Origin of the sequence: Enterococcus cecorum DSM 20682 = ATCC 43198 (genome assembly GCF_000407565.1) — a bacterium.
Lineage (GTDB): Bacteria > Bacillota > Bacilli > Lactobacillales > Enterococcaceae > Enterococcus_E > Enterococcus_E cecorum.
Map to the genome: position 1 here is coordinate 790,597 of NZ_ASWI01000003.1, position 26,151 is coordinate 816,747.

The following is a 26,151-nucleotide window of genomic DNA, read 5'->3' on the forward strand; positions in this document are numbered from 1 at the left end:
GATTGACAATAAAACGCTTTTTTTTTACATCATGCGAAGATGATAATAATGATACCCTAATAATCAAAGAGGTCATTACATTTAACACAAAATTGCTTGATGTTCGTGCGACTAATGGTGATGAATTAATCACTCATATTCTATTATCAAAAAATAAGGCTCTAGAATTAGCTCTGACACTTTTTAATTGGGGGAGGGTGAATTAGATTGATTATGTTTAAAAAGGCTATAGAAGGGAAAAAAGGGGCAAATAAATACATTTATTTATGTTTGTTTATTTTAGTTGCGATAATATTTATAATGTTTTTCCATGAAAAAGATGTTTTTGCCTCTTTTTTTAAAGAGGATACTCAAAAACAGACTGAATTTTTAACGAATCCTAACTTAAGACCGTATCTCAAAAAGTTCGATGGCGGAATTGTTCAGTTGATTTTTATTCAATTGGGTTGGTTGCTTATTAAAGGTGCTTATTTTTTAACTACTGCTATACAAGGTTTAACTTCTGATTTTTTAACTCTATTCAATTTTGTTAAAAGTACAGGTATGAATCAGGTCTATCAATCAGTTTTGGACACGATTGTTGTTGGATTGATGATATTATCTTTAATTTTTATTGGATACAAAATGGTTATAGGAAAAGGAACAGTTGATTTAAAATCTGTTGGCATGAATGTTGTAATTTCTGTATGCCTAATTTTACTAATGCCAACAATGATTACTAGTGGGATTAAATTTGCCGAAATATTCTATTAAAGATTCGGTTAGTATTTCTGGTGGTAATGGTGATATAGCATGGTCATTGATGAAAAATAATATTACCGATTTGGCTTACGTGAACCAAACTAAAGGGGCATATAATAAAATAGCTTCTTTGAATCAACGTAATAATTTGAGTAAGGATAATCTGATGTTAACTAATTTAGGGCAAGTTCTGACGTCTGATTACATAGACGCAATGCAAAAACAAAATCCCGAAGCAAGTAATTTTAGATACGATTTAGTGCCAGATCCAAATGGGAATTTAGTTGCAACAAAATTTGATGATGGCTTCTTCTCTATCTTTTCTGACAGTCTAAAAACAGGATATTATCGTTATCCTACTAATATGTGGGGATTATTGATTGCAATGATATCTTTAGCGGTTGCATATTCATTTAGCTTTTTCATTATTGTTACATCTGTTATTGAATTGGCATTTAAACGTATAGTTGGGGTTGTAGTTTTTGCGACTGACCTAGAAACAGGACAACGTTCTAAAATGGTCTTGTCAGATATTTTACAATGCTATTTAACGATAGGATTTCAAGGGTTCGGTTTAGGGATGTTTGGGCTATTTATTTCATACATGAATACAATTTCGATTAATCCAATCGTAAAAACAGTTGCATTTATCGCTTCGGTTGTTGTATTAATTAAAGGTTCAAGCACGATTATGCGTTACTTTGGCGTAGATATTGGCTTGAAAGAAGGATACGGTCAGCTTGCTTCTGCCTTTGGTTTAGGAACTCTAGTAGCTAGAAAAGGAACTAGTTTTGGTAGAACAAAAATGGCGAAGCGTTCTGACACTCAAGTTTCAGATAATCAAGATAATCGACAAGCTGAAAAGAATTTTGGTGAATCATTGGCAACTAAAGCGAAGTATACTGGGAATAAGTTTGGTTATGCTCGTGAACGTGGATTATCTGGACTTGCTTCCGATGGATTATCAAAAGTCGGTGAAAAGGCAACAAAACCATTTAAGGATATGCGAAATGTAGCTATAGGTGGTTTAGATGGATTTAAAGATGGCTTAACAGATGGTACAGCAACAGCAATAGAAAAGAATAGTAGATCAAAAGTTTCAAAAGCACAAGATAACGGTAGATACGACACTTCCATGCCTACACGACTTTCTAATCGTCAAGATGGTGCAAAAATAGAAAGTGCTGATAGAGTTATTTCAAGTTCAGAACGTATGAGAGCTTTGGAAAATGGTGGCAATATGAGTGCTGTTCAGCAAAAAGTTCAACAAGATGTTGAGCAAAGAAGAAATGCACTTCATAATACAGGAACTTCATCTACTGAAGAAATTATCAATCAGAAGCGAAATGAAGCGAAATACACGCCGGAAGCTATGACTCGTGACGAAATGGTTAGACAACGTACACAAGGGTTCACAGGGGCAAATACAAGCAATAGAGAGGTATCTGTTAGAGAGAACGTACAAGGAGCGACTGGAACAACAAACCGTACCGTTGATGTAAGAGCAGATCTTCAAGGTTCAACAAGCAGTCAATCAAGAACGATTGATGTTAGAGAGAACGTACAAGGAGCAACTGGAATGACTAACCGTACTGTAGATGTAAGGGAAAATCTTCAAGGTTCAACAATTAGTCAACCAAGAACGGTTGAAGTCAGAGAGAATGTACAGGGAGCAACTGGAACAACAAACCGTACCGTTGATGTAAGAGCAGATCTTCAAGGTTCTACAAGCAGTCAACCAAGAACAGTTGAAGTCAGAGAGAATGTACAGGGAGCAACTGGAATGACTAACCGTACTGTAGATGTAAGGGAAAATCTTCAAGGTTCAACAAGCAGTCAACCAAGAACGATCGATGTTAGAGAGAACGTACAAGGAGCGACTGGAACAACAAACCGTACCGTTGATGTAAGAGAAAATCTTCAAGGTTCAACAAGCAGTCAATCAAGAACGATCGATGTGAGAGAGAACGTACAGGGAGCAACTGGAATGACTAACCGTACTGTAGATGTAAGGGAAAATCTTCAAGGTTCAACAATTAGTCAACCAAGAACGATTGATGTTAGAGAGAACGTACAAGGAGCGACTGGAACAACAAACCGTACCATTGATGTAAGAGAAAATATTCATGCGCAACATAATCAAGCAAACATAGAAGATAAAACACAAAAAATAAATATTGTTGAGAACCGTCAAGAAGCTAAAAAAGTAGATAAAGAAACGGTCATTGTTAACAAAGAAGTGAAAGAAGTAAAACGAAAAAGATTTACTTATGAAGATAATGATTTGTTTAGAGATCGTTCAAATGATTATAATCCGCTTTTTGATTTTTCGAAAAAGGAGATCTAAAAAATGAAATTAGAGGTTGATGTTAGCGTTGAAGAATACAATTCGCTTTCTAAAATTGTTTATTTGATGAATTTTTTGTTACCTGAAAAAATATCGATTGAAAATTATATTAATTTACTTATTCAGCAAGAAATAGATTTACAAAATATATACGAAAATCTGATTTTCAAAATAGAAAACAAAATTTAAGAAACAATTAGAAAAAATTTTTTTGATAACCTGAACAAGTTTAGCAAATTTTAAAACAATTGATGACCTTGTTTTTTTGTTTAAATGTGCTTGTATTTTTCGTTAAAGGTGTATGCAAGCAATCGTAATTTTTTTGTTTAGGGAAGTGCAAAAGTAAAGTTTTTTGCAAGGAAAATAGGTTGTTAAAAATTTTATTTTCCTTGCGAAAATACAATGTAAATTACATCAAATTACATACTAATGTATCTTTTTTATACACTATAAATTACAATATTTTTCTTTGTTTTTATGATATCACTAGTATTTAGAAAAACCAGTTGGCACCGCCAACTTAGCTATAACCTTGCTTGCAAGGTGCTATAAGTTTTTCCTTATGCTCTTTTTAAAAAATATCTGTAAAAATGATGTATTTAAGTAAGTTTATCTATAAGTTTAATAATTTTAGTATTATCTATTTAAAAATATTGAATGAAATGATGATAAAAATATAAAGGGGAAATATACAATGACACAAAAATATTTACAAATTTCTACTACAAAAGAAACGAGAAGAATCTTTAATGAGTACTTTGAAAAGAATAAAGAGTATTTTGGCACGAAAGCTAGTATGTTTAGGTTTATGGTGTATAATTTAGATATACTTACAAAATTTAATTCAAAAATCGTTAATCCAGAGAAAAAGAAATTAGAAAAAGAGTTAAGAGAAGCAAAAGAAAAAATCATGGAATATGAATTAAAGCTAGGTAAACAAAAAGAACTTAAAGCAGAATTACCAGAAAATGTTACCGATCAACTAGATAGAATAGAAAAAATGGTTGCTATAATATTTGAATCTGATTTAATCAAAGTTAGTGATAATAAAACAAGTGATAAAAGAAAATATGACTTTGATTTCAAATTCTAACGTGTTTTTGGTAACTAATAATTAAGCTTTGAAAGGAAAATATAAATGGCATTAATTAGAATAGAGATTAGTGATTTGTTAAAAAAAGAAGCAGAAAGTATTTTACTTTCACAAGGAATGACACCTCAAGAAGCTGTTCAAACTTTATACAAGAAAATTGTTGCAAAAGGCGAATTTCCAAAAGAGGTTCAATTAACTGAAGAAGAAATAAATAGTCGCTTTGATAAAGTTATGAGTAATTTTGCACCAGAACCATTAAACACCAAAGAAGAAATAGAAGCGTGGTTAAATGAAGAATAGTTTTGCTAGTAATTACTATTGACATAGACTATTAAAAAAGGGTTGAAAGAAAATAATCATCTTTCAACTCTTTTATTTTTTTAGAATGTTTTTATTACTAAATCATCTTCATTTTCAGATTTGGGTAATTCTTGTAATCCTGTATTAACGGTACTAAACTGATCAACTAACCAAGTTTTATTCTTTGAATCGTAGACAAATTTAAAGTTAATATCGTAATTATTATTCTGAAGGGGCTTATCTAAATAATTTGCTGTATATTCATAATCAACGTAACCAGCTAATACAAAAGAAATTACGCCATCATTTAAGCTTAAACGAAAAGGATAGTCATAAGCTTTTATTTTCTTTAAAGTCATATTATACATATCTTCACCCCAAAGCGTTGAATTGGAGATTTCGTCTTGTGTTTCTTGATAAAAGTTATCAGAATAATTACTTATTTTAGAAAAGTCTCTATTAGCACCGGCATCAAAAAATTGTTCAACTTTTTCAGTATAAAATTGTGCTAATGTTCCTTTTTCTATATTTGACTTGATATTTTGCTGTGCGTCAATTGTGGTTTCATTTAGCAAGGGAAGGACAGCCTTTAGTTTTATATCCTCTTGGTTTTTTTGGATTTTAATCGGTAGAATCGTCTTAGTAGATTTTGTTTCAGATAATGGTACCTCAAGTTCTTTTGAGTGGTAGTAAGCTTTAAAATCCTTTGGAACAGGGAAAAAATATACAGGATAATTTTTTTCTGAAGATATTGTACTAGTTTCGTTACTTTTAGTTTTTGTTTCAGAGAGGGTACAACCACTTATAGTTGATACGAGTATTGCACATCTTAGAAAGATTGCGAATTTTTTCAAAAATATTCCTCCTTGTAAAAATGAATATGGACTAATACTGGTCCCATTATAGCACATAAAATCTTTAGGATTAATATAAAAAAGGATTAATTTTGGTCCAAAAGGTGTGCTATTATTTGAAAGTAGAAAAAATTATTGATAATAAGAATGTAATTGGTAGCAATATTAGGCGAATTCGGTTAGAAAAAAAGATAGGACAAACTGAGTTGGTTAGAGAATTACAACTAAGAAAAATTTCTATCACTAGGGAAACGTTGGTGAAGATTGAGGGGGGTCGGCAACATATTAAATTGGTACAATTGAGAGCGATTAGAGACATTCTACAAGTATCTTATGACGAGTTACTCCAATAACAATTTATATATTTTATTAAGACTATTTTGTGGTACTCTTATTTGTCATAAAAAAAACACAAATACCAATGATAAGGCATGTAACATTAGTTGTATGTGTATGTTATGATATTAGCTTGTAGGATGGCTTAACTAGTTTGAAAACTACACGTTCAAGATATACGATAATATATATTTGATAAATGGTGGTGAATAAAGTGAGTGAAAAGCAAATTACTGATGCTGAAAAAAAGAAGGAAGATACTAAACGTATTCTGGAACTAAATTTTAAACTGCTGAAAAAACAACTTGAGAAACATAAAGATATTTACATGAGATTAAAGGATAAATAAATTGAAGAATATAAATATATAGATGTAGAATTTGATTCTTCAAATAACTTCTCTACCTAGTTTTTTTGGCTACGATATTGGCTACGTTTCTGATGATGGTATATGACGATACATACCATCATTCTATAGTAATTTGCTGAATGAATTAGCTCTATACTACTTATTTCTTATTATTGAGTCCCAAAAGACTTATTGGAAGGTAGTGTGGGATAAACTACTAAGAAGAATAATAATTAAGAGAAGCCTTATCGTATCAGAAGGGCTTCTCTATTTTTATGTATACACAGTACAAAACTAAAAGATTTATATTAGAATATATGCTAAATTGTAATTATAGATAAATAATGGAAGCGAAAAAGTATGCGTAATAACAAATCAACGGATACAGAAAAAGAATACAAAGCGTATCCTGGAACTAAATTTTAAGCTATTGAAAAAACAACTCGAACAACATAAAGAAATTTATATGAAATTAAAGGATAAATAAGGTAGGTAATATGAATATATAGATTTGGAATATACAATTAAGGTTCATGATCTAATAATAGATGAGATAGGAGGATTAAAAGGTATAAAAGATTACGGTCAATTGGAAATTGTACTTGCAAATATTCAAAATGATTTATACTATCCTACATTTGCTGATAAATTAACACACTTGATGTATTCAGTAGTACAACTTCACATGTTTTTATACGGTAATAAGAGATTGGCATTATTACTTGGAACATATTTTATGAATATTAATCACTATTCATACTATACTGATATTTTTAGTGAAAGAATGGAAAATGTAGTTGATGATGTAGCGAGTGGTAAAATATCTAAAGAGCAATTAAAAGAAATAAGTATTGAGTTGTTGGAATTAGACGAAATAAAAGGATAATTACATTATATTACAAAGTAGCTGTATAAATACTGATATTTAGGCGTACTTATGGCTGCTTTTTTTGAGTAAGAAAAGAGTGTGCTCAGAGACTACACACTACTGATTGTAAGTGTCTAGAATTTAGTTAGATGTAAAAAAGTGAATAAATCAATATTTGAGGATAGAGAAATCTATCCTCTTTTTTGGTTTAGGCGGAAAACTTTTTTACGGGAGACAAATAGCTAGACAGTAGTACTTTTGGTGCAAGTCCAAATATTTGTATTGAGTTTAGTTATAACTAACTCATTGCCCTCTGAGGCATATTCATTCCCCCTATGTTTAACCTATCCGCCAATTTATAGGTTAAACAATCGCAGGTAATGGTTAAGGTGGGTTCGATTCCCACGACCTGCTTTATAAAGAGCTTTTCCTTTGGCGGAGGAAATGAATGGAGGAATAAATATGGCAGGCGCAACGCAAAAATATGTTAAAAACAAAGGCTATGAGAGCATAAAACGAGAAATGCTACAAAATGATGATTTGAGCTTAGAGGCTAGAGGATTACTTGCCTACATGGAAAGTATGCCAGAAAGTTACGTGTTTCATAAAACGCAACTACAAAAGGCTTTTAAGCATAATAAGCGTACTTGTATCGATCGAATCTGGAATGAGCTGATGAGTCAGAACTATCTCATTGCTTTTCGTAAACGAGATGGCAAGAAGTATATCTATCAATATTATTTCACTCAAGAAAAATTTGATGAAGAAGATATTCAGGCGATTGAATCTGATTTGCTTTCTTCAGGATTTGAAAGAGTCCCTTTGATTGAAAGAAAGAGTAGAAAAGCAAAAACAAAATCAGAAACATTGAAAAATCAAGATTTATCTGATGATGAGATTTGGGATGTTGAAAATCAACACTCCAAAAATGAGGGAAATATTTGGGATGTTGATTTTGAACAGTCCAAAATGAACTGCTCAAAATCAGCAGGTAATAAATTAACTATAAATAAATTGAATACAAAAATAGAAGATACTCAATCGAAACCAGTATCGAAACAAGAAAATCATTCTGAATTGATAGCAGATGAAAATTTAGTTGCTACTCAGAAATATCCTTTACTGTCTGAACAATCGACTGAATTATTATCTAAATTTGGTAAAGACGGATTAAAACTTATTTCTAAAATTTATGAATCTAAACGAAAAGTTGAAAAAGATTTGAATGCTGGTGTGAAAATCTATGGCGATATTTTTTCTGAAGAGTTAGACGCTGAAGTAAATAAATTCATTAAAACATATCGATTAGGCAATTGGAAGGAACAAGGAATTAAAGACATGTTTGGCTACTTTTATAAGATGATGATGAACTTTTGGAAGAAATGCTTATTGACAGTAAATGATAATCCAGGTGTCATTTATGAAACTGAAACTGTTAGATTTAATGATTATCTTGACGCTACTTTATCAAATGCAGATATTGATTCCATTTTACGAACGTCTGCACATAAATTCGCATAAAGAAGGTGTTGAAAATGTTAGCATACAAAATTTCATCACTCACAATGCCAGAAGATGGTCGTTTTGGTTCTTTTCAGCTGGAAGGATTAGAAAATATTTACTTCCGCTTTGAAAGACAAGCTGAAGGTTATTATCTTTATCCTGATTTTTTCAAAAAGATAGATAATGGCGGCGAGTTTCATCAATTGAATCATGGAGAAAAATTATATGATTCATTGCAGCAAGCTCTCAATCAAACCTTAGCAAATCAGGAAAAAGTAAAAACAATGCACTAAACACTAAATCTTTGACCTTAGCAAGTCGTTAAACTGCTTGGTCTTTGATAACTGAATAACAACCTGTCGCCCTGATCAGCGTGACTATGGGATGAAAAAGAGAAATGAGGGAGACAGTAGGTAGAGACAGAACTACCCCCAGTCACTAACGTAGCTATATTAGAAATAGCACAAGAGTTGGAATTTCTAGACTAAAAATTCTGCGTAAAAAATACCGAAAGTCAATACGTTTGACTTCAGCACCCCGTAAATTCGGGACTTCAAGAATATTCCTAAGGAGGAAAAGAAGTATGGAAAACAATAAAAACACTATTTTTCAGCGTGACTTACGCTACCTTGCTACTTTTGGCAACGCAACGGCAAAATTAGACGCAGCTTACAAGCATAGAATTGCGGATATCAGAAAGGATGGTTTATACGTCCCACAAGGTAAAGCAATTATTGATGGACGAAAAGCTGATGTGAAAATTAACGAACCATTTTATGCAATCATTAAACATATTGTCACGATTAAAGTCGGCAATTTGTTGGTTGCTGAAACACTAAATGGACGATTGATGAAAACAGAGAAATTTACGAAACTAGTTAAAATTGCTGCAAAAACCAAAAACAGAAAGGGAGCGAAGTAATATGTTGATTATTAGTGCGAATTCAGATAAGGGTGGCGTAGGAAAAACTACCACCGTTAAAAATTTAGCAGAAAAATTAAGACTATTTTCTAAAGTACTCATGATAGATTTAGATGATTCTGGTAATTTGACGACTGGATTTGGTGAATTTGAATCCACTGAAAATACAGTCATTGATTTATTTGAAAAAGGAAATGTTCATCCATTTAGCATAAAAGAAAATCTCGATTTAATACCTGGTCATAAGCTTGTCTCTGCCCTAAAAGAAAGACTTATTTCCAGGAGACAAAGAGAAATTATTTTAGCTAGATGGATTGCTAGAAATTATGCGTATCTATCAGAAAACTATGATTATATCTTAATCGATACAGAAAATGATGAAGGAATACTCACTCAAAACGCATTAATTGCAAGTGATATTGTTTTATCGATTGCTATGCCAGGTGTGGATGATTTTTCTGCCGCCCTTAATTTGAGTACGTTTGTCAATGAATTAAACATTGATTTTGATACACACACTCAAGTGCTCTTGATGGCAAATCGAATTGATAAACGTGCCAATCGTTCAAAAGAGCTTATTCAAACGTTGGAAAGATTTGATAATTATGTAGGCTACTTGCCCCAGTTAGATTTATTGTATGAAAAGCAATCCGTCTATTGTTCGGACGCTGCCAAAAAGAATAGAGCAGGTTTTGAAACAATTGACGCTTTCTTTCAAAATTTAGTAGTTAAGATACAAGAAATTGAAAGGGAGGTAGCTTAGATGAGTAGCCGATATGACCAATTTTTAAAAGACAATTATCAATCCACCAGGCAATTAAGGCAGCAACAATCAGCAGTTCAGCCAACGGAAAAGGTTGCATATGTCAAATATAAAAGTATTAAAATCAAAGAATCTAGCTATCGAAAGCTAGAATTGATGAAGATGGCAACTGGAGAAAGCTATATATCACACTTAGATCAAGCAATTGACGAGTATTTTGAATTGTTGTTACAAACGGATGAAAAATTAAATACTTTGAATGACTTGCTTTAGTTTAATTTATCGACAAGCGTAAAAGGAGCTTAAAAATGAATTTGATAGTTTTTGATACAGAAACAACGGGATTAACGTATGGTGATGAAATTTTGCAATTGTCCATTATTGATGGCAATGGCAAATTATTGCTAGATCAGCTGTTCAAACCAACTCACAAAAAGAGTTGGTTTGAAGCACAAGAAATTCATAAAATTAGTCCTGAGATGGTTAAAAATTGCCCGAATATTTCTGATTACAAAAAGCAAATACAAAAAATTGTCAATCAATCCGAATTGTTAGTTGGCTATAATATCAATTTTGATATTACGTTTTTGGAAAATATAGGGATAAATTTTGAAGGAAAGAAAACGATAGATATCATGAAAGCTTTTGCTCCTGTATATGGTGAATGGAGTGAATACTTTGGTGATTATAAATGGCAAAAACTAACCACTTGTGCAGCATATTTTGGATATAATTACTGTCCGCATTTGGCTTTAGAAGATGTGAAGGCAACTTTATATGCATACAACAAGTTGAAACAATTGAACAAGTTAGATGGATATTACGAGACCGTAAATTATACAGAAGATTTTTGGAATTGAGAAAGGAATGATAATCATGATGAATGAAGATAAGGTGGATATGGAAGTGAAATATATAGATATAAGTCAATATAAGTTAGATGATTTATTGACACTTCCCCGACACTATTTTGTTGAGCAAATTTACTTAGTAATGACGGCAAAGGAAAAACTATTAATTAAAGCAAATTCTTTGAAAGAAGTATGTAATTTTATAGAAAAAGAAAATGAATTTCATATAGAGATGGATAGATTTCCTCTGATTATATTAATTGAGGAAGCTCATTATGAACAGATAGACAATGATATTTTAACAAGAGATGAAGGCATATTAGCACTGTATAGGGATGAAGTACTAACATGCCTTGAAGAAACACTTAAAAGATTTATGGATTTTATTTGAAATATTATTATTTTACTTTAGGGCAAATATAATAAAACTTAATAAACATAGAACTAAATAACTAAAAAATATGACTCCTGTTTTATGCTTCAAATTTTCTATACCTTGAATAGCAGATTTTAAATTTAAAAACTCAGGATAATAGAAATAAATAAGGATAAACGATAGAAGGTATCCTGGATAAAATCTTTCAGTAATCGCTAAATGGGAAAGAAAGTATTTTAAAAAAGATGTTTGCTTATAATTCGAAATAAGAACAAGCAATAGACTAAAATACTTAATATAAGGGCTTATGTGGGTAATTGTTCCCTGTGAAGCATATATTGGATTGATAGAAAAGAGCACTAGTGATTTAATCAATACATGTAGGATATAGAATCCAATTAGTGAAAATAAAATAAATATGCCGTTATCATAGATGAATTGAATATGCAGCCAGCTATCCAATTGATGAAATAATTTATATTTATTTTCTATAGACTGGAGAAAATAATTTGAATTAGGAAATAAACGTAACCATAGTATAGCGAATATAAGAAAATTAGTAACAGCTAATTCTTGTTTTGCAAACGGCAATATAAATTTGGATAAAATTTTTTCACTATTATTCAAGTAAATCACCTCTGAATAATTATATCATTAAAAAATTTTGAAAGGAAGCTAACCAGATGAATGAAAAAGAGACACATTTAGTCACGTATTTAACTAAAGTTCCTTATGGAAAAATTCCTTATCGAATCGTAAGTATGATGGTTGGACAGGATTTTTCTCAAATTCCCGAAAAATCTAAGGAAATTAGCGTGATTTATGGAGATAGAGTAGCTGCTTATTCTAATTTATTATTTCAAGACTTTCCAGATTATGAAACACTTCTTGATTGCATTATATTAATGACAGGCAATATTTCTTATAACCACGCAATGAAAATAATTGCAAAAAAAATAGTTGCACTCAATCAAATGAATGTTGTGGATTTGAATTTAGAGGGATATATTAACGTGTTAGAACAATTAGACTATAATCGTCCAGCAAATTGGAAAGTTAGATTAAAGGATATATTTAGCTATATAACAAAATTAAGTGCTCCTAGCACGATTCAAAAGAAATGCCTTCAAGATTTAAAAGATATAGTCATTCAAAGTAATGATAGGAAGAAATAGAAAAGAAAGGAATGATAATCATGCTGAATCATGTTCAACTTATTGGTCGGTTAACAAAAGATCCTGAGTTAAGATATACGTCACAAGGAATAGCAGTTGCAAGTTTTACTTTGGCTGTTCAACGTAATTTTAGTGATGGTAACGGCGAGAGACAAACTGATTTTATTCAGTGTATTGTTTGGCGGAAATTAGCCGAAACAATCGCTAATCACCTTGTAAAAGGGAGCTTGATTGCCTGCGAAGGACGTATTCAGACACGTAATTATGAAAATCAACAAGGTCAGCGTGTGTATGTGACTGAAATAGTCGTTAATGAAGTACAATTTTTAGAAACAAAGGAACAAATGCAGTCTAGAAAAGCAACAAAACAACAATCCTTTTTAGACAATCAAAATTTGGAAGAAACAGTACCATCCTATATGACTGATGAAAATTATACTATGGATGATTTACCCTTTTAACCTTTTGATGAGGAGGTAAGTGGAAATGAAAAATACAGTAAAAGGCAAACGATTTGCATTTACAGGTACCTTGATATCGATGAAGCGGAATGAAGCAGAAGATAAAGTAATGAACTTACATGGGATTGTGCAACATTTTGTCAATGGCAATACAGATTATTTAGTTACTGGAAATTATCAACTAAGTTTATTTGAGCCAGAAAAAGTAACACGTAAACGCAAAATGGCAGATCAGCTACTTGCGCAAGGTTCGGACCTAAAAATCATTAATGAAGATATTTTTTTAGAAATGATTTATCTTTAAATACGAGGAGGAAAATAGATGGATGTTGAAACAATGACTAAACAAGATATTGTGGAAATTTACTTAGAATGTGGGGACTTTCATCAAGCAGTACAAGAAAGTGGGTTGCCAGTATATATTGCGCATGTCAGATTACTAAAAAGCGGGGTACTGAAGATACAAGATAAGATAAATTACGGTAGTCGTGCAGCGAGATTAGGTGGCATGGCAGAAGAATTGTTTCAAAAATACGTACCAGGAGCAATAGACGCAAATACAAATTTTCAAAAGAACAATCCAATCTATGATTTTTACTTTAAAAATGTGACGGTTGATGTAAAGTACAGTTCGTTAATGTATCGTTCTAAAAGTAAACAATGGACTATTCGAGTGAAAGGAAAACAAGATTTCATTTGTGCTTTTTTAGAGAGTGAAAAAGAAGCAGAATTAAAAAATCCATATGTTTTATTAATACCTATGGCATTTTTTAGTCAAAAAAATACAGTGACAATCACTGAAGTTGGAAAGTACTTCCAAGAGTTTCAAATTGCACCAGAAAATCTAGAAGAAACGCTTGAAAGCTATGTAGCATTACGAAAAGAAGGAATGTTTTAATTTTTTGAATAGTGGTTTTTTAAAGGAAAATTTGCTAAAATAAATACTGTAATAGTAAACACTTTCAGAATCATTGAAATAAATAATACGAAAGGAGATTGAATGATTATGAAAAAGTGGAAAGTTGGGGTTGCGTTAGTCTGTACGTCTGTATTATTGGGATTTGCAGCTAACCAAGAAGTAGAAGCAGCAATTCATTCGTATGGAATCATTGATAATGTCAATCAACAGGAAGGCACGTATAATGTGACGATTCGTGCTACAACAGATGAAATGGGAATTGACGGTATTCGTGAAGTAAGTGTACCCATTTGGTCTACAAAAAACCAAAGCGATATTGTTTGGTATAAAGCTAAACATCAGGGAAAAGGTGTTTGGAAGGTACGAATGAATACAAAGAATCATAAAAATCATCGTGGCAATTATACCACACATATTTATATTTATAGCAAAAATGGGCAAGTAGAAGGACTGAATGCCGGACAAACCAAACTTAACAATGTATTAAGTGCAGAAATCAAAAACGTGAATACTAAAGTAGGTACTTATGATGTGGTTGTTAAAGACCATATTGGCGGGGCAGTCGATAGCGTGAGTGTGCCGATTTGGTCGAAGGATCAAAGTGATTTAGTATGGTACCCTGCGAAGAAACAAGCAGATGGCACCTATATTGTGCATATGAATATTAAAAATCACAAGTACAATGTGGGTAACTATACGACACACGTTTATATGTATACCAAAAATCAAGGAGTACATGCGATTAGTCTTGGTCAAACCAACGTTCAAAGCGAATCTGAACAATTAAAAGCTGGAATCAAAAATGTGAATGCCAAAGCAGGTACTTATGATGTCGTTGTCCAAGCAAAATCAGGTGCAGGTATCAAACAAGTTAGTGTGCCAATTTGGTCTAAAGCAAATCAGAGTGACCTAGTATGGTATCCTGCGAAAAAACAAGCAGACGGTACCTATGTGGTTCATATGAATATTAAAAATCACAAGTACCATACAGGTAATTACACGACTCATGTTTATGCATGGAAAAATAATGGTACAGAAATGGCGATTAATTTAGGACAAACCAATATTCCTGGTAGTCCTGATGAATTAAAGGCGAATATAACTAATGTGAATCAACAAGAAGGAACCTATGATGTTTCGATTCAAGCCAATGCTCAAGGTGGGATTCGTGAAGTATATGTTCCAACTTGGTCAGCACAAGACCAAAGTGATATCGTTTGGTATAAAGCCCAAAAACAAGCGAATGGTAGTTATAAATTGCGAATGAATGTCAGAAATCACAAAAACCACCGTGGTACTTATATTTCTCACGTTTATGCCTATAGTAATCGAGGCACAGTTAAAGCAATTAGTGCAGGGGAAACCAAACTAAATAATGTATTAAGCGCAGAAATTAAAAACGTTAATAGTAAAACAGGTACTTATGATGTCATTGTTAAAGACCATATTGGCGGGGCAGTCGATAGCGTGAGTGTGCCGATTTGGTCGAAGGATCAAAGTGATTTAGTATGGTACCCTGCGAAGAAACAAGCAGATGGCACTTATATTGTGCATATGAATATTAAAAATCACAAGTACAATGTGGGTAACTATACGACACACGTTTATATGTATACCAAAAATCAAGGAGTACATGCGATTAGTCTTGGTCAAACCAACGTTCAAAGCGAATCTGAACAACTAAAAGCTGGAATCAAAAATGTGAATGCCAAAGCAGGTACTTATGATGTCGTTGTCCAAGCAAAATCAGGCGCAGGTATCAAACAAGTTAGTGTGCCAATTTGGTCTAAAGCAAATCAGAGTGACCTAGTATGGTATCCTGCGAAAAAACAAGCAGACGGTACCTATGTGGTTCATATGAATATTAAAAATCACAAGTACCATACAGGTAATTACACGACTCATGTTTATGCATGGAAAAATAATGGTACAGAAATGGCGATTAATTTAGGACAAACTAATATTCAAGGTATTAAAGACCAATTGAGTGCAGCAATTAAAAACGTAAATCAACAAAACGGTACGTATGATATTGTAGTTAATTCAAGTTCTCAATTTGGTGTTCGTGAAGTTAAAGTCCCAATTTGGTCAACACCAAATCAAAGTGATTTAGTGTGGTACAAAGCGCAAAAACAAGCGGATGGTAGCTATGTGGTTCACATGAATATCAAGAATCACAAAAACCGCCGTGGTACTTATATGACACATGTATATATGTATAATAATCGAGGACAACAAACAGCTATTGCATTAAACAATACAAATTTACCTGCCATTCCAGATACACTAAAAGCCCAAATTAAGAATGTCAATAAGGAAGCTGGTAGTTATGATGTTGTGATTCAAGCTGCCTCTCAACAAGGCTTTGCTAGAGTAGAAGTGCCAACTTGGTCTACAGCAAACCAAAGCGATTTAGTATGGTATAAAGCAACTAAACAATCAGATGGTAGCTATATTGTTCATGTGAATATTAAAAATCATAAGAATAATCGTGGAAACTATACGAGTCATGTTTATTTATGGCATCCAGATGGTAGCAATACCGCAATCAGTTTAGGAGAAACGGACTTAACTAAGCCAATTCAAGAGCAACCAAAACCTACTGAACAACCAGGGAAGTCTGATAATAACCAACAAGGTAATACAAATACTGGAACTACGGCAGAACCTACTAAGCCAACAGAACAACCTGGTAAAACAGAGGAACCACAAGTTAGAGAACTAGATGTTGAAAAAATTAAATCAGAGGTATTTAGATTAACTAATTTAGAGAGAGCGAAACGTGGATTGAAGTCAAGAATATATGACAAAAAATTTGATGTAGTTACAGATTTACTTGCACGAGAATTATTAATAAGTTACTCTCATACACGTCCGAATGGAACTACATTTGATACGGCTATTAGAGAAAAATATCCTGATTTTATTATTGATGAACATTCTTATATACAAGAGATTTTGGCAGGAACTCAAGATCAGATTAATTTTGGTGAGTATAAAAACGAAACACAAATTGCTGATGATTTAGTCAAGAGTTGGATGGGAAGTCCATCACATAAAGCGGCTATATTAAGTGATGATTCAGATGTTAAATGGGTTTCTGTAGGAATATCAAGAAAAGAGAATGATAAAAATAAAGGGTATTATGGATATACGTATTACGGAGTACAAATCTTTGTAAATGATCGAGATGAGTCAATTGCTTCTGGAGGTGAATATGTACATCCTGAACTAGCTGAATAGCAAATAAATGTATTTTACATTATCATAGGTTGTTCATTAATTCTACCTAGGATAGGAACTAGTGAAAATCGAATAAAATAGAAACAAAGCACATCAAAGCCCTGGATTTCAGGAAAAATGATGTGCTTTTTGTTTTGTATAAGATTGGAGGAAAATATGATATTAAAAGTAAAAAAGTGAAGAAATCCTTTAATGAATCAAGGCATGAATTTTAATAATTTCAGAAAAAATATTTTGGTTGTTGGGGAGGCGTTGACACCGAAAATGTTTTATCCTGAAAATTATGATAAGAGAAATGACCTTCAAGGAGGCGGAAGAACATGATTTGGCATGTATTTGCTCATTATGGAATTGTGGCTAGTTTAATATACATATTGGTAGAATTTTTAATTTTCCAAATTTTATTGGAATTGTTAGTATTTTCTATTGATTCTAAACATAATTAGAGAGGTTGATGAAAATGGATGTATACGTTATTTGTGAAAATGATAATGGGAGATTTATTGACTTAGAAGTGTATTTTTCTGAACAAGCTGCAGAAGAAGCTTTGAGTGATAGTTTTGTTTTTAGAAGAAAAATAGAGTTTCTCGGAGAACGAACCACAGAAGGTCAGTATAGAGCTTTCAAAGCTGGTATTAGAGAGAAGTATAGACAATATTCATGGATATTATTTTGTTTGAGAAAGGGAATATTGATAGATAATAAAAAATTAAAAAAGCTGGAGCGGCGTATCTGAAAAGATAGGCTTTTTTTGTACATAAAAATTTAGAGGAGTTGATAGAGATGAAGCGTGTACGAAGTCCTACAGAATAGTTTCACATGAAAAATTATAGAGAAAAGGAGGCAAAACATAATGAAGAAAATCTTCTCAAAGACGTTGATTCTGGCTACAACTTTAATTACAACGTTGGCAATGATATCCCCTTTCGGGCATAAAGCACAAGCAGATGTGATTAAAGTGGATCCTAACACAAGTGTCTTTAGCGAAGCAAATTCAATTCTGATTCAAAAAAATCCTGAACTAACACGTTTTGATTTTAAGACTAATATTGATAGTAGTAGATTAAGAACTTGGAAAGTTACAGGACATACTGGATATGGCTGGGATTTTATTAACTTGAATAAGCCTAACAATTTAAGTCAAACCAAGTGGCATAATATGTCGGGGGAAAAACCAGCGTATTCTTATCTAATTAAAGCCCCAAAACCCTCAGATTGGATTAAAACCTATCATGGTCATGTCGGCTTATTTAAGGGAAAACCAGTAGATGTAGAAGTTACGTATTCTAATTTCTATTTTAGAGATGCTGCACTTGCTCCTGAAGGGGGCGCTTATCCACCTTATGAATCATTTAATCAATCTTGGGGAGGTTCAAATTATAGTGTACTTCAAATCAGTGGGAATCTTTTTGAGGGCTATGTTTTCGCAAATTTAAAAGAATTTAGTACAACATTGACTTTTTATGATTCTGAAACCAAACGACCAATAACCATGGATAAAAACTCATATTTGACTTTTAACTCTTTGAACTATCATAAAAAACTACCATTAAGTGAAGGAGTTAAATACACCAATCCAGACCCCTCTCTTAAAACATATCTAACTAAAGACACGAATGTAACTTATAAAGCGGTTCGCGGTGGTGAAACATTCCATGCGTGGGCAGGGAATTCTAATGATTTTACAGACCGTCTAGGTGCCTTGGATTTTAGTCGTAACAGCGTTTCGTTCCAGTTATCAGGCACAGAACAAGAATTTAGAATCATCGGTGAAGAAGGATGGCCAATTTGGAATACTTATTCTAGTGGTTTGTTAAGCACGCCGCCAACTCCACCACAAAAACAAGCTGTAGATTTGAGTGGAAATAAAGTTACTGTATTTTCCCCAGGGCAAAAGGTCAATTATCCATTCACAATTGGTGTTTCTGAATTAGGTACGCAGATGGTACAAAAATACTCTCGTTATGAAGTAATTGATAAGCTTCCTAAAGAGCTTGAATACCTTGGTGGGAAGGTGACCACCATGAGTGGTGAAGATATTACATCCAAAGCAGGGACTTTTAGCTATGATAGTGCCAAACATACGGCTACATTTAAATTTAGTGCGGATTATCTAGAGAATGGCTTTAAGTATGAGTTAGGCGAAAAATATAAAGTTGTGTTCAAAACTCGTGTGAAAGATAATATTGGAGATGGTAAAGTGATTGTCAATCCTTCAAAAGTGATTATCAACAATCAACCGTTTGAAGGGAATACCGTTGAAACGCCTGGGTATGAAAAGAATAAAGAGAAGAAGGTCATTCATTCAGGTAATCAAGAAGTGACAGAAAAAACACTAGGAACCAATGAAAATACCGTGACCTTCCGCTTGTATCATACTTTAAACCAAAATCCTAACACTACCAAAGTACAGATTGATGATTTGTTAGAACCTGATTTTGAATTACAAAGTGTACGGTTCATGAAGGATAATCGGGAAGTCACGGATCAATGGAAACGACTCTCTACTTCAAACAAGCAGCAACTAAGCTATCAAGTAAATGCTGCGAATATCAAGGAATACTTAGGGAAAACTTGGTATACAGATGTGACAGTTCGTGTTCGTGATGATTATCAAAAAACACGTATTCCAAATCATTCTACTTTAATTACGAATTTTGATACGGTAAAATCCAATGAAGTATACGTTACACCTAGAACAATTACAACAGGAATTACTAAGTCTATTTTGAAAGGTACTACTGAAGTAAAAGAATCAAGTATTGCAGATGGACAGAATGTAGTTTATCGAATCACGGCTAATGTCGGTAACAAACCAATGACAAGTTTAGTCTTAAAGGATAAACTTGAAGCTCCGCTTGCCTTGCAAGAAGCTGTAGTGGCAAATAACGGTAAAGATGTTACGAGTCAAGGCACATTAAGTCTAGCAAATAATACATTTACATGGACTGCAAAGAATCCTAATGATTGGCGATCAAAAACTTTAGTGATTGGACTTAAAGCGAAGTTTAGCATGAATAAAAAAGTGATTCCTTATTTAGATAAGGCAAGTAACACTTATCGTATTCCAAACCAAGCACACATTGTGATTGATGGAAAAGATTTACCATCAGATAAAGTAGTCGTTGTACCTGAAGTGAAACAACCTACTGCTGATAAATTTATTGTGAAAAAATAAAAAAGAGGCACTTACAAGACTGTGGGTGCTTCTTTTATTTCAGAAAGGATGATTTTACATGAATAAAAAGAAAATTGTTTCAGGGCTAATTTCCTTAGCATTTATTGGAAGTTTTGCTGGAAGTCAATTGATGACGGCTCAAGCAGCTACTCAAGAAGCAAAAAAGATGAGTACAGATGTTCAATTAGTTAAATCAGACACGACAAAAGAAGGTAAGACAATTACTTATCGACTTCAATTTGATACTGGTACGGTGCCAATGAATAAATTGGTGTTACGTGACCAATTAGAATCTGTACTACAAGCTAAATCAGCTACTATTTACGATAAAGATGGTAATGACGTTACTGGAAAAGGAACGTTATCACTCAATGAAAAGACGGGATTAATTACCTGGTCTCCTGGTACGGCAAATGATTTCTATAATCGTCGTTTGTATCTTGAAATTACTGCGTTAGTTCGAGAAAATGTTGACTTTTCTAAATACGAAGATAAAGAAGGGATTCCTCGTATTCCTAACGTAGGTCAAATGATTCAAGATGACAAAACCACAAACACACCTCCTGTAATCGAAGAATTACCTAAGACAGTAACACCAAATATCAACAAGACAGTTGAAGGAAAGAAAACACTTAATATTGATTACGAAAAACAATTCACGTATGAAATTGATGTAACAATCCCTACAAACCGTAAAGTGGATAAATTAGAAATTGTGGATGATATGCCAGATGTGCTTGAACCAGTGAAAGCTGTAGTTAAAGAAGGCAAATCTGATGTGACTAGTAAAGGTACTTTAACCATTGATAAGGCTACATCAACCATGAAGTGGGTACCAAAGGTTCCGACAGAATGGAAAGGTCATAAATTGACTGTTGAATTAAAAGCCTATATTAAGAACACTTACAAAGTAAAAGACTTTGCGAATGACAAAGGGGTAGTGGTAATTCCAAACTCTGCTAATTTGAAGATTAATGATGGCAACAATCCAACCCCACCAGTAACGGTGACACCACCAGAATCAAACCCACAAGCAAGTAAATTTATTGTGAAACCAGATCAGTCTAAATAAAGGGTATTTAGAAAAAAGGAGGTGACGATACCGTGAATTTTAAACAATTTGCGTTTTCTGCAACAATTATTAGTAGTATTTTGTTAGCTTCAACCTATGTGTTTGCGGAGACGGCTGCTTCGCCTTCTACTAGTACTGAAACCATTACTACTTCATCTACTACTTTCTCTACTACTTCTGAGACAAAATCAAGTACAAGTACAGAAACTACGACCACAAGTACGGAATCCACGGAAAGTACAAGTGATATGACAGTTGAAGAAGATAGCTCTAAAAAACAGGACAAAGAGCGAAAATCGAAAAAAGATGAAGAAAAATTTTTGAAGAAACTAAACCGACAAAAAGGCGATAATGTGCAGTTCGAATTGGATTTTGAAACAGGAACATGGAACAAAACACCCAAAACATTAACTTTAAAGGATCCGTTAGAACCAGGATTTATCTATCAAAAATCCTCTATCTTTTTAGTTGATAAAGATGGTAAGGAAGCAGATGTGACAAAATCGGGCGAATTGGTTTATGACCAAGCAACACATACAGTGACCTGGACAATCAAAGCGACAGAAGAACAACCAGAAAAAGTTAATGAATGGTATAACCAAAAGCTTATTTGGCGTATGAATGTACAAGTGAAGCCAGATTTAGAATTAGGTAATAAACACCAATTATTGCTTAAAAATCAAGGGATATTACTAATTGATGATAACGAATATCCAACCAATCCAGTGACGGTGGAGATCACTGAAGAACCAGCTGCACCAGAAAAAACAAAAGAAACACCTAAGAAAGAAACAGAAAGCTTTTTACCTAAGGCTGGTACGCAAGTCCTTGCTTCGTTGCCTTATTTAGGTGGCGGTATTTTAGTGGCTGCACTCGCTTTATTGTATCGGAAGAAGCTATACAAAACTTTTAAAAAAATCATAAATAAAAAGTAGAAAAATTAATAAGCACTACTTGAACTTAAAACGGGCATTTATTGTTATAGATGTCCGTTTTTAATCAATATTTATAAGGGGGTATGGTTTTATGGAACCATTACAAAAAGTATTAATCATTATTGGAGCAATCATTACTATTTCTTGTGGAGTAGGTCTAGTTTATAGTATCTATAAGCTAAAGAATGCACTAGAAACAGAAGATCCACGTGATTTAAACAAAGCGATTTCAGCTGTTGTTGTCAATGGCGTAATTATTGGTGTCTGTGCAGGCATGATTGCTTATGTAAGTGGCTTACTATCTAACATTCAATTCTAAAGTAGGAGGGGAAATCATGAATCCTTCAAATGAAATTGTGAAACAACTCTCCCAATCTTTAGAAAAATATAGTCCCTTAGCCTATCATGTGATGGATACGATTACGATTTCCTTTCAAGTGATTGGGAGTTTTATCTTATTTACAATGTTTTTGCTTCAGTTGGCAGAAGTGAATAAGCATTTTCAACGAGAAGAAGGAGGGATGAATGTAGAAGTTCTTATCAATATAGCGATAAAATATTTAATCGCTTGGTGTTTGATGATGAGTATTTCTTATATATTAGATGGCATACTTTGGGTTGGTGGAGAAGCAAATAAATGGGCTGCTAATGCCTTTACTTATGCTGACGTCAAGCAGGCGTCTGATTTTTCTTCGTTACTCTCGGAAAAGATTTCCTTTTGGATGAAGCCAATCGTCTTTTTCTTTATATTGATTACTAACGTGATGATGGCTTTAACCACTTTAATTGCGTATTTACTCGTTTATTTACGTGCTATCCAATTATATATATACAAGGCAATAGGTCCTTTATTAGTGGTTGGTTATATGCACGACGAAACGAAATCTATCGCCATTAATTTTATGAAAAGCATTGCTGCCTGTGTTTTGCAGGGAATACTGATTATTATCACATTAGGTCTAGTTGCAATTTTAGGTGCAGCTGATATTCAATTGATGAAAAATTATTCTCCACTACTTTTTGGAGCAAATCTAGGTGGAGGGACCTTAGTAATTTCATTGGCATTAACAAAGTTGATTCTGCTTATTATTAAACAAGGTGCTATCATTTTTTGTTTGATTGGTACGCAAGGACTCTCTAAGCGATTGTTGGGGGTGAATTAAATGGCGGTAAATTCAGAATTCTATAAAGATATGTCTAAAGTAGAAAAGAAAGTTTGGGGAATTACTTATCGTCAATTAAAGGCAGGGCTTTCTTTAATTTTGTCAGTTGTGTTGATTAGCCTATCCGTTTTTTTCATACAAGATTTAGCTTTACTCATTATTCTTGTTTTAATTTGTTGGCTAATTTTTGGATTATATCCAGTACTTGTAATGATTGGAAAAGCGGATGAAATCAAACGAAAATTGAGAACACTATTTTTATATCAAAATGCTTATTATTATTCAGGACAAATAAGGAGGTATGCCAAAAATGAATTTGTTCAACAAAAAAATGTTAGCGAAACCGATGATTTCTAAACAGAAAGAAACTGTTTCAAAGAAGAAAAAAGAACGGATTTTAGAAAATACACAGCCTTCAACACAAGCTTATTTTAAATATACGAGTCAATTTGAAAATGGCGTTATGCACATTGTTGAAGATGAATATTCTAGGATGGTGAAGTTAGGAGAAATTAATTACGAAGTTGCAACAGAGGAAGACCAATTAATGACGGTAATGAGTTATGCAGAAGCATTAAATACCCTAGATAAAAACGGTCGGTATCAACTTTTTATCCATAACAAACCACTAGAGGATAATTTTTTTGAAGATACGTTCTTAGATTATCGTGGTGATTCCTTAGATACCTATCGAGAGGAAATCAATCAGATTATTCAAAATCAGTATGAAAAAGATGCAAAGAATTTTGTAGTGGAAAAGTATGCTATCTTTTCGACAAAGGCGAAGGATGTGGCAACAGCCAATCGTTCATTGAATACGACCATTAAAAATTTTCAAAATAGATTCGTCAATAATGGCGTAGATTTACCTATGGAAACGTGTGACGGTATTCAAAGATTACGGGTAATGGCAAGTATATTACGTCCTAAACGATATTTTACAACGACTTATCAAGATATTGTTTTTTCAGGATTAACTAGCAAAGCTTTTATTGCGCCTAGCCATCTTCGGTTCCCAAGAAATAAACCGTACTTTTACTTGGGAGATAAATTTGCCAGTATTCTTTATATTCGTCAATACCCTAAATATTTAGAAGATCGGTTGATTAAAGAATTATGTCAGGCTGGTTATGAAATTATGATTAGTATCCATGCAAGACCTTATGATATGGTACAAGCAAAGAAAATGATTAAAACGAAACAAGTGTTGAATCGATTAGAAGTGGAAAAACAAATTAAACAAAATTTCAAAGAAGGGCTTCCTGAAGAATACATTTCAGGAGCTGCAGCTGAAATTAAACGGTCTGCGCAAGAATTAATGAAGGAAATTAAAGATAATGGACAAAAACTCTTTTCCGGTATTTTTTCGATGATCGTAATAGCTGATACAGAACAATCTTTGCTAGAGGCAGTACATGATTTAGAGGATGTTTGTCATACCTGGTCTGTAGAACCAGAAATCATTGAAGATAGGCAGGAAGAAGCTTTAAATACGATTTTACCTATTGGCAAACCTTATTTAGATGTCGAGATGAATTACATGAGAGACATGACTACGGCAAACGTAGTGACTCAGATTCCATTTTCAAATGTGGAATTGCAATCTAAAGCTGGACAATTTTATGGTCGAAACCAGATGACCAATAATATGATTACGATTAATCGTAAAAAAGATTTAATTACTCCGTCTGGTTTGATTTTGGGAACTTCAGGTTCTGGAAAGTCTATGGCAACGAAATGGGAAATGCTTAGCACATTTTTAAGATACCCTGAAGATCGAATGATTGTGGTCGATCCAGAGTCAGAGTATTTGGTTTTAGCTAGAGAGTTAGGAGCGCAAATTTTGGATATTTCTACGGGGACGACACACCACTTAAACATTTTAGATTTACCCGATGAATCTTTGTTAGATCAAGAAGATAGAAGAGTAGATTTGATTAAAGAAAAAGCAAACCTACTTTCTAATTTATTTGAATCTTTATTAAAAGAATATACAGATGAAGAGGCTTCTATAATTGATAGAGTTACTAGAAAAACATATCAAATGTATCATGGGCAGATTCCAACCTTGGTCGATTGGTACCAAGTATTATCGAAAGAAACAGAATCAACTGCTAAGCATTTAGCTTTGAAAGTTGAACCGTATACGATTGGTTCGCAAGACATTTTTGCACATGCAACGAATGTAGATTTAAATTCAAGATTGGTTGTATTTAATATCAAGAAATTAGATGAACGTTTGAAGCCATTTGCTATGAAAGTGATTTTAGACACCATTTGGAAACAAATCGTGGAATCACAAGGAAAACGCACTACTCGATTGTATTTTGATGAGTTACAGTTGAATTTTGATACAGAATCCAATGCACAGTGGTTTATGGCATTGTGGAGTCGTGTACGAAAATATGGGGCGATTCCAACAGGCATTACGCAAAATGTTTCTACTTTACTTGATAGCTCTGCTGGAAGAAAAATGATTAGTAATAGCGAATTTTTAATCTTGTTGAGACAGAAAATTGGGGATATTACACGCTTGCAAGAGGTCATTCATTTAACGCCTAAACTTATTAAATATATTAATGATCGTGCACCACAAGGTACGGGACTTATATCAGCAGGTGGAATTACTGTACCATTCGAAAATCCGATTCCTAAAAACACGCAGCTGTTTATTATGATGAATACCGACGCATAAAGGAGGA

General features: G+C 33.1%; 31 protein-coding genes. 29 read left to right on the forward strand and 2 right to left on the reverse strand.

Annotation, left to right across the window (positions count from 1 at the left end; genetic code table 11):
* Positions 1–2 precede the first annotated feature (2 nt).
* From I567_RS04625 to I567_RS04645, 6 genes are all read left to right on the forward strand, one after another.
* Positions 3–206: a hypothetical protein gene (locus tag I567_RS04625; protein WP_016251086.1), complete on the forward strand. Its 204-nt coding sequence runs from the start codon at positions 3–5 to the stop codon at positions 204–206.
* 1 nt (position 207) lies between these two features.
* Positions 208–753 (forward strand): hypothetical protein, encoded by a 546-nt coding sequence (locus tag I567_RS12375; protein WP_016251087.1) that lies wholly within the window; start codon positions 208–210, stop codon positions 751–753.
* Positions 722–3,088 carry a pLS20_p028 family conjugation system transmembrane protein gene (locus tag I567_RS04630; protein ID WP_457911901.1) on the forward strand — a complete coding sequence of 789 codons (2,367 nt, stop codon included), beginning with the start codon at positions 722–724 and terminating at the stop codon, positions 3,086–3,088. The genes I567_RS12375 and I567_RS04630 overlap by 32 nt, the downstream gene beginning before the upstream one ends.
* 3 nt (positions 3,089–3,091) lie before the next feature.
* Positions 3,092–3,277: a hypothetical protein gene (locus I567_RS04635; protein ID WP_016251089.1), complete on the forward strand. Its 186-nt coding sequence runs from the start codon at positions 3,092–3,094 to the stop codon at positions 3,275–3,277.
* Positions 3,278–3,782: 505 nt separating this feature from the next.
* Complete coding sequence (locus tag I567_RS04640) at positions 3,783–4,181, forward strand: hypothetical protein (RefSeq protein ID WP_016251090.1); 399 nt, start codon at positions 3,783–3,785, stop codon at positions 4,179–4,181.
* A gap of 45 nt (positions 4,182–4,226) precedes the next feature.
* Positions 4,227–4,481 carry a type II toxin-antitoxin system RelB/DinJ family antitoxin gene (locus I567_RS04645; RefSeq protein WP_016251091.1) on the forward strand — a complete coding sequence of 85 codons (255 nt, stop codon included), beginning with the start codon at positions 4,227–4,229 and terminating at the stop codon, positions 4,479–4,481.
* Between the two features lie 80 nt (positions 4,482–4,561).
* Here the strand turns inward: I567_RS04645 and I567_RS04650 are convergent, their stop codons facing one another.
* Positions 4,562–5,335 carry a hypothetical protein gene (locus tag I567_RS04650; protein WP_016251092.1) on the reverse strand — a complete coding sequence of 258 codons (774 nt, stop codon included), beginning with the start codon at positions 5,333–5,335 and terminating at the stop codon, positions 4,562–4,564.
* Between the two features lie 116 nt (positions 5,336–5,451).
* Here I567_RS04650 and I567_RS12910 point away from each other — a divergent pair, with 116 nt between their 5' ends.
* The 10 genes from I567_RS12910 to I567_RS04695 all read left to right on the forward strand — a co-directional run bounded on the left by I567_RS12910 (position 5,452) and on the right by I567_RS04695 (position 11,318).
* A complete protein-coding gene (locus tag I567_RS12910) occupies positions 5,452–5,688 on the forward strand; it encodes a helix-turn-helix domain-containing protein (RefSeq protein WP_018345196.1) in 237 nt (78 codons plus the stop codon).
* Positions 5,689–5,885: 197 nt separating this feature from the next.
* On the forward strand, positions 5,886–6,020 hold the full coding sequence (locus I567_RS13025; RefSeq protein WP_018345197.1) for a hypothetical protein: 135 nt from the start codon (positions 5,886–5,888) through the stop codon (positions 6,018–6,020).
* 511 nt (positions 6,021–6,531) lie between these two features.
* Positions 6,532–6,906 carry a type II toxin-antitoxin system death-on-curing family toxin gene (locus tag I567_RS04660; protein ID WP_016251094.1) on the forward strand — a complete coding sequence of 125 codons (375 nt, stop codon included), beginning with the start codon at positions 6,532–6,534 and terminating at the stop codon, positions 6,904–6,906.
* A gap of 444 nt (positions 6,907–7,350) precedes the next feature.
* On the forward strand, positions 7,351–8,409 hold the full coding sequence (locus I567_RS04665) for a hypothetical protein (protein ID WP_016251095.1): 1,059 nt from the start codon (positions 7,351–7,353) through the stop codon (positions 8,407–8,409).
* Positions 8,410–8,423: 14 nt separating this feature from the next.
* A complete protein-coding gene (locus I567_RS04670; protein WP_016251096.1) occupies positions 8,424–8,684 on the forward strand; it encodes a hypothetical protein in 261 nt (86 codons plus the stop codon).
* A 290-nt stretch (positions 8,685–8,974) separates the two neighbouring features.
* Complete coding sequence (locus I567_RS04675) at positions 8,975–9,313, forward strand: hypothetical protein (protein ID WP_016251097.1); 339 nt, start codon at positions 8,975–8,977, stop codon at positions 9,311–9,313.
* A 1-nt stretch (position 9,314) separates the two neighbouring features.
* A complete protein-coding gene (locus I567_RS04680) occupies positions 9,315–10,076 on the forward strand; it encodes a ParA family protein (RefSeq protein ID WP_016251098.1) in 762 nt (253 codons plus the stop codon).
* On the forward strand, positions 10,077–10,349 hold the full coding sequence (locus tag I567_RS04685) for a hypothetical protein (RefSeq protein WP_016251099.1): 273 nt from the start codon (positions 10,077–10,079) through the stop codon (positions 10,347–10,349).
* Positions 10,350–10,384: 35 nt separating this feature from the next.
* Entirely contained in the window at positions 10,385–10,936 is a 552-nt protein-coding gene (locus I567_RS04690) for a 3'-5' exonuclease (RefSeq protein WP_016251100.1), read from the forward strand.
* Positions 10,937–10,952: 16 nt separating this feature from the next.
* Positions 10,953–11,318, forward strand: a complete 366-nt coding sequence (locus I567_RS04695; RefSeq protein WP_016251101.1) for a hypothetical protein — start codon at positions 10,953–10,955, stop codon at positions 11,316–11,318.
* Between the two features lie 12 nt (positions 11,319–11,330).
* Here I567_RS04695 and I567_RS04700 read toward each other — a convergent pair whose 3' ends face one another.
* Positions 11,331–11,930: a hypothetical protein gene (locus I567_RS04700; protein WP_016251102.1), complete on the reverse strand. Its 600-nt coding sequence runs from the start codon at positions 11,928–11,930 to the stop codon at positions 11,331–11,333.
* A gap of 56 nt (positions 11,931–11,986) precedes the next feature.
* On the opposite strand from I567_RS04700, the gene I567_RS04705 reads away from it, so the two are divergent.
* The 13 genes from I567_RS04705 (at position 11,987) to I567_RS04765 (ending at position 26,144) form a co-directional block, all read left to right on the forward strand.
* A complete protein-coding gene (locus I567_RS04705; RefSeq protein ID WP_016251103.1) occupies positions 11,987–12,478 on the forward strand; it encodes a hypothetical protein in 492 nt (163 codons plus the stop codon).
* Positions 12,479–12,498: 20 nt separating this feature from the next.
* Positions 12,499–12,939, forward strand: a complete 441-nt coding sequence (gene ssb, locus I567_RS04710; RefSeq protein ID WP_016251104.1) for a single-stranded DNA-binding protein — start codon at positions 12,499–12,501, stop codon at positions 12,937–12,939.
* Positions 12,940–12,964: 25 nt separating this feature from the next.
* The gene (locus tag I567_RS04715) at positions 12,965–13,243 is read left to right on the forward strand and encodes a BRCT domain-containing protein (protein WP_016251105.1); all 279 of its coding nucleotides are present in this window, start codon (positions 12,965–12,967) and stop codon (positions 13,241–13,243) included.
* Between the two features lie 18 nt (positions 13,244–13,261).
* Positions 13,262–13,837 (forward strand): hypothetical protein, encoded by a 576-nt coding sequence (locus I567_RS04720; protein WP_016251106.1) that lies wholly within the window; start codon positions 13,262–13,264, stop codon positions 13,835–13,837.
* Positions 13,838–13,945: 108 nt separating this feature from the next.
* Positions 13,946–17,101, forward strand: a complete 3,156-nt coding sequence (locus I567_RS04725) for a GBS Bsp-like repeat-containing protein (protein ID WP_051113130.1) — start codon at positions 13,946–13,948, stop codon at positions 17,099–17,101.
* Between the two features lie 460 nt (positions 17,102–17,561).
* On the forward strand, positions 17,562–17,837 hold the full coding sequence (locus tag I567_RS04730) for a hypothetical protein (protein WP_016251109.1): 276 nt from the start codon (positions 17,562–17,564) through the stop codon (positions 17,835–17,837).
* A gap of 117 nt (positions 17,838–17,954) precedes the next feature.
* Positions 17,955–20,279, forward strand: coding sequence for an isopeptide-forming domain-containing fimbrial protein (locus tag I567_RS04735; RefSeq protein WP_016251110.1), 2,325 nt, complete (start codon positions 17,955–17,957; stop codon positions 20,277–20,279).
* A 58-nt stretch (positions 20,280–20,337) separates the two neighbouring features.
* Complete coding sequence (locus I567_RS04740) at positions 20,338–21,351, forward strand: isopeptide-forming domain-containing fimbrial protein (RefSeq protein ID WP_016251111.1); 1,014 nt, start codon at positions 20,338–20,340, stop codon at positions 21,349–21,351.
* 32 nt (positions 21,352–21,383) lie between these two features.
* Positions 21,384–22,286 (forward strand): hypothetical protein, encoded by a 903-nt coding sequence (locus I567_RS04745; RefSeq protein ID WP_016251112.1) that lies wholly within the window; start codon positions 21,384–21,386, stop codon positions 22,284–22,286.
* Between the two features lie 91 nt (positions 22,287–22,377).
* Positions 22,378–22,605 (forward strand): hypothetical protein, encoded by a 228-nt coding sequence (locus I567_RS04750; RefSeq protein ID WP_016251113.1) that lies wholly within the window; start codon positions 22,378–22,380, stop codon positions 22,603–22,605.
* 16 nt (positions 22,606–22,621) lie between these two features.
* On the forward strand, positions 22,622–23,449 hold the full coding sequence (locus I567_RS04755; RefSeq protein ID WP_016251114.1) for a hypothetical protein: 828 nt from the start codon (positions 22,622–22,624) through the stop codon (positions 23,447–23,449).
* Positions 23,450–23,806 (forward strand): PrgI family protein, encoded by a 357-nt coding sequence (locus I567_RS04760; RefSeq protein WP_016251115.1) that lies wholly within the window; start codon positions 23,450–23,452, stop codon positions 23,804–23,806.
* On the forward strand, positions 23,760–26,144 hold the full coding sequence (locus tag I567_RS04765; RefSeq protein WP_016251116.1) for a VirB4-like conjugal transfer ATPase, CD1110 family: 2,385 nt from the start codon (positions 23,760–23,762) through the stop codon (positions 26,142–26,144). Before I567_RS04760 ends, I567_RS04765 begins: the two co-directional genes overlap by 47 nt.
* The last annotated feature ends 7 nt before the right edge of the window (positions 26,145–26,151 follow it).